Origin of the sequence: Streptomyces sp. NPDC058955 (assembly GCF_042741435.1) — a bacterium.
GTDB lineage: Bacteria > Actinomycetota > Actinomycetes > Streptomycetales > Streptomycetaceae > Streptomyces.
The window spans coordinates 9391-19162 of record NZ_JBHYKM010000135.1 but is presented as its reverse complement, the minus strand read 5'-3'; the positions used below and the strand labels follow the sequence as shown (position 1 = coordinate 19162).

8 protein-coding genes are annotated in these 9772 nt (G+C 73.6%); 3 read left to right on the top strand and 5 right to left on the bottom strand.

Annotated features, from left to right (window positions below):
• Nucleotides 1-52: 52 nt before the first annotated feature.
• Together ACFW1I_RS33475 and ACFW1I_RS33470 are read right to left on the bottom strand one after the other, a co-directional pair.
• A complete protein-coding gene (locus ACFW1I_RS33475) occupies nucleotides 53-1606 on the bottom strand; it encodes an MFS transporter (RefSeq protein ID WP_384677042.1) in 1554 nt (517 codons plus the stop codon).
• 178 nt (nucleotides 1607-1784) lie between these two features.
• Nucleotides 1785-2198: a RidA family protein gene (locus tag ACFW1I_RS33470; RefSeq protein ID WP_384677040.1), complete on the bottom strand. Its 414-nt coding sequence runs from the start codon at nucleotides 2196-2198 to the stop codon at nucleotides 1785-1787.
• Between the two features lie 301 nt (nucleotides 2199-2499).
• Here ACFW1I_RS33470 and ACFW1I_RS33465 point away from each other — a divergent pair, with 301 nt between their 5' ends.
• From ACFW1I_RS33465 to ACFW1I_RS33455, 3 genes are all read left to right on the top strand, one after another.
• Nucleotides 2500-4194: an AMP-binding protein gene (locus ACFW1I_RS33465; protein ID WP_384677038.1), complete on the top strand. Its 1695-nt coding sequence runs from the start codon at nucleotides 2500-2502 to the stop codon at nucleotides 4192-4194.
• Between the two features lie 10 nt (nucleotides 4195-4204).
• Nucleotides 4205-5026: a PaaX family transcriptional regulator C-terminal domain-containing protein gene (locus ACFW1I_RS33460; RefSeq protein WP_384677036.1), complete on the top strand. Its 822-nt coding sequence runs from the start codon at nucleotides 4205-4207 to the stop codon at nucleotides 5024-5026.
• Nucleotides 5027-5201: 175 nt separating this feature from the next.
• Nucleotides 5202-5681, top strand: a complete 480-nt coding sequence (locus ACFW1I_RS33455) for an ATP-binding protein (RefSeq protein WP_384677034.1) — start codon at nucleotides 5202-5204, stop codon at nucleotides 5679-5681.
• Here the strand turns inward: ACFW1I_RS33455 and ACFW1I_RS33450 are convergent.
• From ACFW1I_RS33450 to ACFW1I_RS33440, 3 genes are all read right to left on the bottom strand, one after another.
• Nucleotides 5635-7068: an amino acid permease gene (locus ACFW1I_RS33450; RefSeq protein ID WP_384677032.1), complete on the bottom strand. Its 1434-nt coding sequence runs from the start codon at nucleotides 7066-7068 to the stop codon at nucleotides 5635-5637. The genes ACFW1I_RS33455 and ACFW1I_RS33450 overlap by 47 nt on opposite strands.
• A gap of 161 nt (nucleotides 7069-7229) precedes the next feature.
• A complete protein-coding gene (gene argF / locus ACFW1I_RS33445; RefSeq protein WP_384677030.1) occupies nucleotides 7230-8243 on the bottom strand; it encodes an ornithine carbamoyltransferase in 1014 nt (337 codons plus the stop codon).
• A 200-nt stretch (nucleotides 8244-8443) separates the two neighbouring features.
• Nucleotides 8444-9676: an arginine deiminase gene (locus ACFW1I_RS33440; RefSeq protein ID WP_384677028.1), complete on the bottom strand. Its 1233-nt coding sequence runs from the start codon at nucleotides 9674-9676 to the stop codon at nucleotides 8444-8446.
• Nucleotides 9677-9772 lie beyond the last annotated feature (96 nt).

Here is a 9772-nt window from a genome sequence, read left to right as displayed (position 1 = left end):
GGGCGGCCCACCGCCCGGGGTCCCCGTCGGCCGGCCGCCCGGCCCGGGGCGGTCACCCGCCCGGCATCACGCCTCCGCCCTTGAGGCGTTCGATGTCCGAGGGGCGGACCTGGATGACGAAGAGGGCGATCAGGAAGGCCACCACCGCGAAGGCCGCGGCGACGATGAAGCCGGCCGAGACGCCGGAGGTCAGGACCTCGTCGCTCCAGGGGGGCGGGAGTTGGCCGGTCTCGGCGAAGCGGGCCTTCTCCAGGGGGCCCGCCTGGGCGAGGAAGGCCGGGACCTGTTCGTCGGCCTCGTTGCGGCTGGCGGTGCCGAAGACGGTGACGAGGATGGAGAGGCCGAGCGAACCGCCCACCTGCTGGGTCGCGTTGAGCAGGCCGGAGGCCGCGCCGGACTCGGCGGGCTGGACGTTGGAGAGGGCCATCAGGGTCAGCGAGACGAACATCAGGCCCATGCCGGCGCTGAAGACGAGCATCGGGCCGAGGATCGAGCCCGCGTAGGTGGAGTGCACGTCCGTCAGGGTCAGCCAGGAGAGGCCCGCCGCCAGGCAGAGCGCGCCCAGGACCATGAAGGGCTTCGGGCCGAATTTCGGGAGGAGTTGGGAGGTGATGCCGGCCACGACCGCGATCACCGCGCTGACCGGCAGGAAGGCGAGCCCGGCCTCCAGGGCGCTGAAGCCGAGGACCTGCTGCACGAAGAGGGTCAGGAAGAAGAACATCCCGAAGATCGCCGCCGCCAGGCAGAGCATCATGCCGTACGTGCCCGCCCTGTTGCGGTCCGCGAACATGTGCAGCGGGGTGATCGGCTGCCTGCTCCTGCGCTCCACCAGGATGAACGCGACCAGCAGGACCACCGCCGCACAGAACGAGGCGATCGTCCACGGGTCGCTCCACCCTTCCTGCGCGGCCCGGATGAAGCCGTACACCAGCGCCACCATGCCGAGCGTCGACGTGAGCGCGCCCGCCAGGTCGAAGTGACCGGGATGCCGCTCGGACTCCTTGACGTGACGGGGCGTCAGGATCGCGATCATCAGCGCGATCGGCACGTTCACGAAGAAGATCCAGCGCCAGTCGAGCCATTCGACGAGCATCCCGCCCGCGAGCAGGCCGATCGCACCGCCGCCCGCAGAGACGCCCGCGAACACGCCGAACGCCCGGTTGCGTTCCGGGCCTTCCTCGAAGGTCGTGGTGATCAGCGAGAGCGAGGTCGGCGAGGCGATCGCGCCGCCGACACCCTGGAGGGCGCGGGCCGCGAGGAGTTGCCAGGACTCCTGCGCGAATCCGCCGAGCAGGGAGGCGAGTCCGAAGAGCAGCACGCCGAAGATGAAGACGCGGCGCCTGCCGAGGATGTCGCCGGCCCGCCCGCCGAGCAGCAGCAGTCCGCCGAAGGTCAGCGTGTAGGCGTTGACCACCCAGGAGAGGCTGGTGGTCGAGAAGTCGAGGGCGCTCTGGATGTGCGGGAGCGCGATGTTGACGATGGTGATGTCCAGGACGACCATCAGCTGGCAGGAGGCGATGACGAAGAGGGCGATGCCCTTGCCGTCGCCCGCGCCGGTGGGAGTGGATTCCACCGCCGGAGTCGTCCGCTTCGGTGTACTACTCATGATCGCTCATGGCGCGTCGCGCCCTCACCGCAGGGGCCGTGGGCCGGTCGGTCCACCTTTCGACCCTAAGCCCGGCCCCCGGTCGCGACCAGTCGATCAAGCGGCGGGCGTCCTGCCGCCGCGCGCCGGGCGTCCCGGGGTCACGCGCCGGCCCCAAGCGCCCGCCGCCGAGCGCCGGTCAGAAGCCGCCCGGCTCCTCCAGCACGGCGAAGCCGTCGAGTTCGACGAGCGCCCGCTCCTCGCGGAGCCGTACGACCTCCACGACCGTCAGCGCCGGATAGTCGATGCCGGCCATCCGGCGCCAGACGCGGTCCAGTTCGGCGGCCTCGGCGCGGTAGGCCGCCATGTCGGTCGTGTGGACCGTGAGCCGGGCCAGGTCCGCGGGGCCTCCGCCGGCGTGCCGCAGGGCGACGAGGAGGTTGCCGAGGGCGGCGGCGAACTGCTCGGTCAGCGTCGTGCCGACGAGGGTGCCGGCACCGTCGAGCGCCGTCTGGCCGGAGAGGAGGACCAGCCGGCTGCCGTTGGCGGTGACCGCGTGCGCGAAGCCGGCGGGCGGGGCGAGTTCCGCGGGGTTGTGGCGGTGCAGGCTCATCGGGCGGCTCCTCGGGCGGCTCCTCGACCGGAGACAGGGTGGGCGGGAGGGTGGACGGAGGGTGTCGGGTCGCCCGTCGGGTCCTTTGCGGTGGATTGGGTGAGAATGCCCGCATGTGGGCCCTCTCCGACGCCCTCGGGCGTCCCGGTCGCCGTCCCCGGCCCGGACCAGGCGGTGCGGTGGCGACGCCTTGTCGCGGACCGGTGACTTCCGTCATCGACACGATACGCCGCCGGGCCGCCGCCCGCCCGTCCCGCCCGCCGCTCCCCCACCCGTCCCCGCCGCAGGGGAGGCGGGCCCCGTGGAGCTGACGCCCTCCGGACACCTCGACCGCTTCGCCCGCGACCAGCTGCCGCCCGCCACCCAGTGGCCCCGGCTGCTCTTCGAGCTGCCCGGCCTCGCCTACCCCGAACGGCTCAACTGCGCCGCCGAACTCCTCGACGCGACGGCGGAACGCCTCGGCGCCGGACGCCCCGCCTTCCACGACGGCGAGGGCGGCACCTGGACCTACGGGGAGCTGCGCGAGCACGTCGACCGGATCGCCCACACCCTCACCGACGACCTGGGACTGCGCCCCGGCAACCGGGTCCTGCTGCGCGGGCCGACCACGCCCCGGCTCGCCGCCTGCTGGCTCGCGGTCGTGAAGGCCGGCGGGATCGCCGTCACCGTCCCGGCGCAGCAGCGGGCCGCCGAGCTCGCCTTCGCCGCGGAGACGGCCGCCTGCACGCTGGCGCTGTGCGACGCGGACGCGCTCGCCGAGCTGCGGGCCGCCGGCGTCCCGGGCCTGACGGTCGTCCCGTACGGCGGCGAAGGGCCCGGCGACCTGCTCGCCCGCGCCGGGCGCCGGACCGCCCGACCCTTCCGGGCGGCGGACACCGCCGCCGACGACGTGGCGCTGATCGCCTTCACCTCCGGCACCACCGGCCGGCCCAAGGGCTGCGTCCACTTCCACCGGGACGTCCTGGCCGCCGCCGACACCTTCTCCGCGCACGTCCTGCGGCCCCGCCCGGACGACGTCTTCGCCGGCTCCCCGCAGCTCGCCTTCACCTTCGGCCTGGGCGGGCTGCTCGTCTTCCCGCTGCGCGCCGGCGCCAGCTCCGTCCTCCTCGACCGGGCCGGGCCCCAGCAGCTGCTCGCCGCGATCGGCCGGCACCGGGTCTCGGTGCTCTTCACCGCGCCCACCGCCTACAAGTGCATGCTCAGCCTGCTCGACGCCGGCTCGACCGCCGACCTGTCCTCGCTGCGCCGCTGCGTGTCGGCGGGCGAGAACCTGCCCGACGCCGTCTGGACCGCCTGGTACGCCAGGACCGGGCTGCGCCTCATCAACGGCATCGGCACCACCGAACTCCTGCACATCTTCGTCGCCGCCGCCGACGCCGACAGCCGCCCCGGCAGCACCGGCCGCCCGGTGCCGGGCTGGCGGGCCGCCGTCCTCGGCCCGGACGGCCGGCCCGTCCCCGACGGGCGGGAGGGGCTGCTCGCGGTCCGCGGCCCGGTGGGCTGCCGCTATCTGGCCGACCCCCGCCAGACGGAGTACGTACGGAACGGCTGGAACATCACCGGCGACCGCTACGTCCGCGAGCCCGACGGCCGGTTCCGGTACGTCTCCCGCGCCGACGACATGATCATCTCGGCCGGATACACCATCGCCGGACCCCAGGTGGAGGAGGTGCTCCTCGGCCACCCGGACGTGGTCGACACGGCGGTCGTGGGCCGGCCGGACCCGCTGCGCGGCCAGGTCGTCGTCGCCTACGCGGTGGTACGGGACGGGGTGCCGCGCGACGCGGCCACCGCCGCCGCGCTGCGCGCGTACGTCCGCGCCCGCCTCGACCCGTACAAGTCGCCCCGCGCGGTCGTCTTCCTGGACGCCCTCCCCCGCACCGCCACCGGCAAGCTCCAGCGCCACCGGCTGCGCGGCCGGCCGGGAGCGGGACCGGACCCCTCGGAACCGGATCCGGCGGGACCGGGGCCGACCCGGTCGCGCGGCACGGCCTAAAGTGATCACCGTGGCCGAGCAGCACACCCCCCGTTCCCTGATCGTCTCGCTCTACGGCGCCTACGGCCGACCGTCCGAGGGGACGCCGATGCCGGTCGCCGCGCTGATCCGGCTGCTCGCGGCGGTCGGCGTGGACGCGCCGTCCGTGCGCTCCTCGGTGTCCCGGCTGAAGCGGCGCGGGCTGCTGCTGGCCCGCCGGACCCCCGACGGCGCGGCCGGCTACGCGCTCTCCGACGACGCCCGGCGGCTCCTGGAGGACGGCGACCGGCGGATCTACGCGCGGACGGAGCCGTCCCTCTCGGACGGCTGGGTCCTCGCCGTCTTCTCCGTCCCGGAGCAGGAGCGGCACAAGCGCCACCTGCTGCGCTCCCGGCTCGGACGGCTCGGTTTCGGGACGGCGGCGCCGGGCGTGTGGATCGCGCCGGCCCGGCTGTACGAGGAGACCCGCCACGCCCTGGAGCGGCTGGAACTCTCCGCGTACGTGGACTTCTTCCGCGGCGAGCACCTGGGCTACACGGCCACGGCGGAGGCGGTGGCCCGCTGGTGGGACCTGCCGGCGATCGCGCGGCTGCACGAGGAGTTCCTGGCCGGCCACGAGCCGGTCCTCGCGGCCTGGCGGGCGGCCCCGGGGACGGCGGAGGACGCCTACCGGGACTACCTCCTCACCCTGGACTCCTGGCGCCGCCTGCCGTACGCCGACCCGGTGCTGCCGCCCGAGCTGCTCCCCGCCCGGTGGCCGGGCCGCCGCTCCGCGGAGGTCTTCGCCGAGCTGCACGCGCTGCTGTGGGAGCGCGGCGCGGAGTACGTACGGGCCGTGGAGAAGGACCTGTAGGACGGGGCTCCCTAGGTCCCGGCGCCGCGGGGCCTCGGTCCCGGCGGGTTCGGGAGGGGGGCCTCTGTGGCCGGGAATCGCCCCCCTCTATGGTGGAAACCAGGACGTCTCGGGTCGTCCCGCACGTGCCTTCCCGTCGCCCGCCCCCCACCCCCGGCAAAGGGAGCCCGCCCCCATGCCCGACGTCATCGGCCCGCCACCCGCCGCGCCCGGAGCCTGCTGGCGCGTCCCGCTGCCGCGTACCACCGCCGCCGTCCCCCTCGCCCGCGCCCTGGTCCGCACCGCCCTCGGCGAGAGCGACCCCGACGCGCGCGAGCGGCCGGACCGCGACACGGCCGAGCTGCTCACCGCCGAGCTGGTGGCCAACGCGGTCGAGCACACCTCGGGCGACGGGCCCATCGAGCTGATCGTGGAGCTGCTGGCCGCGCCGGGCGGCTGTCAGATCGAGGTGCACGACCCCGATCCGGCCCGCCCCGGGCAGCTGGTGTGCCCGGATCCGGACGCCGAGGTGGACCCCTGGCAGGAGCACGGCCGCGGGCTGCTGCTGATCCGGGCGCTCAGCAGCGACTGCGGCCACCGCCCGACCGCGCACGGCAAGGCGGTCTGGTTCACGCTCCCGCGGGTGCCTTCGCAGCGGAGTCGTCCGCGGTCGTGAGCGCGAGGCGGGAGTGGCGGCGCCCGTAGCCGGCGTACAGCGCGGCGCCGACGACGAGGAAGCCGGCGAAGACCAGCCAGGTCCGCCAGCCGGTGCCCCAGATGAGGTAGAGGCAGAAGCCGATGCCGAGGACCGGGCTCAGCGGATACAGCGGCACCGTGAACGAGCGGCCGAGACCGGGTTCGCGGCGGCGCAGCACCATCACCGCGAGGTTGACCACGACCATGATCGCGAGGGTGCCGATGGTGGTGAGGCCGACGACCACGTCGAGCGGGGCGAAGGCGGCCGGGACGGCGAAGACGCCGGCGACGATCCAGGTGTTGGCGACGGGCGTGGAGGTCTTCGGGGAGACCCGTTCGAGGATCCGGGGCATCAGGCCGTCGCGGGACATCGCCATCAGGATGCGGGTCTGGCCGTACATCACGGCGAGGACGACGGAGGCGATCGCGACGACCGCGCCGAAGGCGACGATGCCGCCGCCGACGGAGGAGCCGGTGACCCGGTCGACGACGAGGGAGAGCGCGGCCGGCTTGTCGGCGACCTCGTCGGCGCCGAGGGCGCCGATCGCGGCGAGGGCGACCGCGCAGTAGAGCACGGTCACGACGCCGATGCAGACGAGGATGGCGAGCGGGATGTTCCGGCGCGGGTTGCGCACCTCCTCGCCGGCGGTGGTGATGGCGTCGAAGCCGATGTACGAGAAGAAGGCGACCGAGGCGCCGGCGGTGATGCCGCCCATGCCCTCGGTGGCGAACGGCGAGAGGTGTCCGGCCTGGAAGGCGGAGAAGCCGATCGCGCAGAAGACGACCAGGATGCCGATCTTGAGGATCGACATGGCGGCGGTGGCGCGGGCGCTCTCGCGGACGCCGCGGACCAGCAGGGTCGCGGCCATCAGGATGACGACCACGGCGGGGAGGTTGATCACGCCGCCCTCGGTCGGTCCCGCGGTGAGCGCCTCGGGCAGCCGGAGGCCGGTGACGCTGTGGAGGAGTTCGTCGAGGTACTCGCTCCACCCGACGGCGACCGCGGAGACGGAGACGCCGTACTCCAGGAGCAGGCACCAGCCGACGAGGAAGGCGGCCCGCTCGCCGAGGCTCGCGTACGCGAACGAGTACGAGGACCCGGAGACGGGGATCGCGCCGCCCAGCTCCGCGAACGAGAAGGCGGTGAAGACGCAGGTGAGCGCGGCGAGGACGAAGGAGACGACGACCGCGGGGCCCGCCTCGGCGACGCTGTCGGAGAGCCCGACGAAGATGCCGGTGCCGACGATCGCCCCGACGCCGAAGCACACGAGCTGGAAGAGGCCCATGGTGCGCTTGAGGCCGTGGCCTTCGAGGTCGGCACCCGATTCGGCGATCAGCTGCTGGGGGGACTTGATCCGCGAAAACATGCGGGCGTTCTCATTCTCTGGTGGTGCGAGGCGGTCGTGCGGCGGCCTTCGGTCCGTGGCGGCGCGCACGCGTCAGGGGGGTCCGGGCATGGACGCCCGGACCCCCTGAACGATGCCGATGGTAGACGGCACCCCGCATATTCACCCAATCGGGCGCAAAGCTATACCGAGGCCGGTCCGGCGAGGGTCGCGACCAGGACCGCCTTGATGGTGTGCAGCCGGTTCTCGGCCTCGTCGAAGACGACCGAGTGCGCCGACTCGAAGACCTCGTCGGAGACCTCCAGCTCGGTCAGCCCGTACCGGTCGTGGATCTCGCGGGCGACCTTGGTGCCCAGGTCGTGGTAGGCGGGCAGGCAGTGCATGAACTTGACGTCCGGGTTCCCGGTGGCGCGCAGGACGTCCATGGTGACGGCGTACGGGGCGAGGGCGGCGATCCGCTCGTCCCACACCTCCTTGGGCTCGCCCATCGACACCCACACGTCGGTGACGACGAAGTCGGCGCCCCGGACGCCGTCGGCGACGGACTCGGTGAGGGTGAGGGTGGCGCCGCTCTTCGCGGCGAGCTCACGGGCGGCGGCGACGACCTCGTCGGCCGGCCAGTACGCCCGGGGGGCGACGATCCGCACGTCCATGCCGAGCAGGGCGCCGGTGACGAGGTAGGAGTTGCCCATGTTGAAGCGGGCGTCGCCGAGGTAGGCGAAGCCGATGTCCTCCAGCGGCTTGTCGCTGTGCTCGGTCATGGTGAGCACGTCGGCGAGCATCTGGGTGGGGTGCCAGTCGTCGGTCAGACCGTTGAAGACGGGCACGCCGGCGAAGGTGGCCAGCTCGTCCACGGTGGCCTGGCTGTCGCCCCGGTACTCGATGCCGTCGTACATGCGGCCGAGGACGCGGGCGGTGTCCCGCACCGACTCCTTGTGCCCCATCTGCGAGCCGGAGGGGTCGAGGTAGGTGGTGGAGGCGCCCTGGTCGGCGGCGGCGACCTCGAAGGCGCAGCGGGTGCGGGTGGAGGTCTTCTCGAAGATCAGGGCGATGTTCCGCCCGCGCAGCCGCTGCGTCTCGGTCCCCGCCTTCTTGGCGGCCTTCAGCTCGGCGGCGAGCTCGACCAGGCCGCGGAACTCCTCGGCGGTGAAGTCCAGCTCCTTGAGGAAGTGGCGGCCGGAGAGATCGAGGGCCATGGGGGGCGCTCCTTGGGTGGGTACGGTCGGGACGGGTGACGCGGGGTCTGCGGGGACTGCGGGGACTGCGGGATGCTGGAAGTCTATACGTAACTAGGCATGTCTATACAGGGCCGGGGTGCGGGTTCCCTCACACCAGGGTGCCCGGGTCGGGGGGCGCCGGGTCTCGGGGCGCGCGGCTCCGGTCCCGGGCCCCCGTCTCACACCGCGTCGCGCACCACCGGGCAGCTCATGCAGCGTGGGCCGCCCCTTCCGCGGCCCAGCTCGCTGCCCGGGATCTCGATCACCTCGATGCCCTGCTTCCGCAGGTGCGTGTTGGTGGTGACGTTCCGCTCGTAGGCCACCACCACCCCCGGCTCCACGGCCAGCACGTTGCAGCCGTCGTCCCACTGCTCCCGCTCCGCCGCGTGCACGTCCTGCGTCGCCGTCAGCACCCGGACGTCCTGGAGCCCCAGCGCCGCAGCGATCGCGCTGTGCATCTGCTCCGGCGGGTGGTCGGTCACCCGCAGCGCCTGCCCCTCGTCGCCCGGCTCGATCGTGTACGAGCGCAGCATCCCCAGCCCCGCGTACTGGGTGAAGGTGTCCCCGTCCACCATCGTCATCACCGTGTCCAGGTGCATGAACGCCCGCCGCTTCGGCATGTCGAGCGCCACGATCGTCCGCGCCGAACCCGCCGCGAACAGCCCCCGCGCCAGCATCTCCACCGCCTGCGGGGTGGTCCGCTCGCTCATCCCGATGAGCACCGCGCCGTTGCCGATGACGAGCACGTCCCCGCCCTCGATCGTCGACGGGTAGTCCGCCTGCCCCTCCGACCAGTGGTGGAACGGCCCCGCCCCCGGCCCCGTGAAGAGCGGATGGTGCTTGTAGATCGCCTCGAAGTGGACCGTCTCGCGCTGCCGCGCCGGCCAGCGCATCGCGTTGATCGACACCCCGTCGTAGATCCACGCCGAGGTGTCCCGGGTGAAGAGGTGGTTCGGCAGCGGACCGAGGACGAAGTCGTCCAGTTCGAGCGCGTGGAAGCGGACCGACGTCGGCTCCCGGTGCGCGGCCAGGAACTCGCGCTTCGTCATCCCGCCGACCAGCGCCTCCACCAGCGCGCCCGGGTCGAGCGAGTCGAACGCGGCCCGCAGGTGGTCGGCGGCCAGCGGCCCGTACTCCTTCTCGTCGAAGACCCGGTCGAGGACGAGCGCCCGCGCCTCCGGCACCTCCAGCGCCTCCCGCAGCAGATCGCCGAAGAGGTGCACCTCGACGCCCCGGTCGCGCAGCACGTCCGCGAAGCCGTCGTGCTCCTGACGGGCCCGCCGCACCCACAGCACGTCGTCGAAGAGCAGGGCGTCCTTGTTGGTCGGGGTCAGCCGCTTCAGCTCCAGATCGGGGCGGTGGAGGATCACGCGGCGGAGCCGGCCGGTCTCGGAGTCGACATGGAATCCCATGCGCCCATCCTGACGGAGCGGAGGGCGGGGGGGGGGGGGGGGGCGCGGGCGCGCCGCGGGGCGCCCCACCCCCGCCCCCCGGCGGGGGGGGGCCCG

What these genes read in the sequence shown, in the direction of transcription:
- ACFW1I_RS33475 (WP_384677042.1), bottom strand. Translation starts at nt 1,606, where the DNA reads ATGAGTAGTACACCGAAGCGGACGACTCCGGCGGTGGAATCCACTCCC.
- ACFW1I_RS33470 (WP_384677040.1), bottom strand. Translation starts at nt 2,198, where the DNA reads ATGAGCCTGCACCGCCACAACCCCGCGGAACTCGCCCCGCCCGCCGGC.
- ACFW1I_RS33455 (WP_384677034.1), top strand. Translation starts at nt 5,202, where the DNA reads ATGCCCGACGTCATCGGCCCGCCACCCGCCGCGCCCGGAGCCTGCTGG.
- ACFW1I_RS33450 (WP_384677032.1), bottom strand. Translation starts at nt 7,068, where the DNA reads ATGTTTTCGCGGATCAAGTCCCCCCAGCAGCTGATCGCCGAATCGGGT.
- argF (WP_384677030.1), bottom strand. Translation starts at nt 8,243, where the DNA reads ATGGCCCTCGATCTCTCCGGCCGCCACTTCCTCAAGGAGCTGGACTTC.
- ACFW1I_RS33440 (WP_384677028.1), bottom strand. Translation starts at nt 9,676, where the DNA reads ATGGGATTCCATGTCGACTCCGAGACCGGCCGGCTCCGCCGCGTGATC.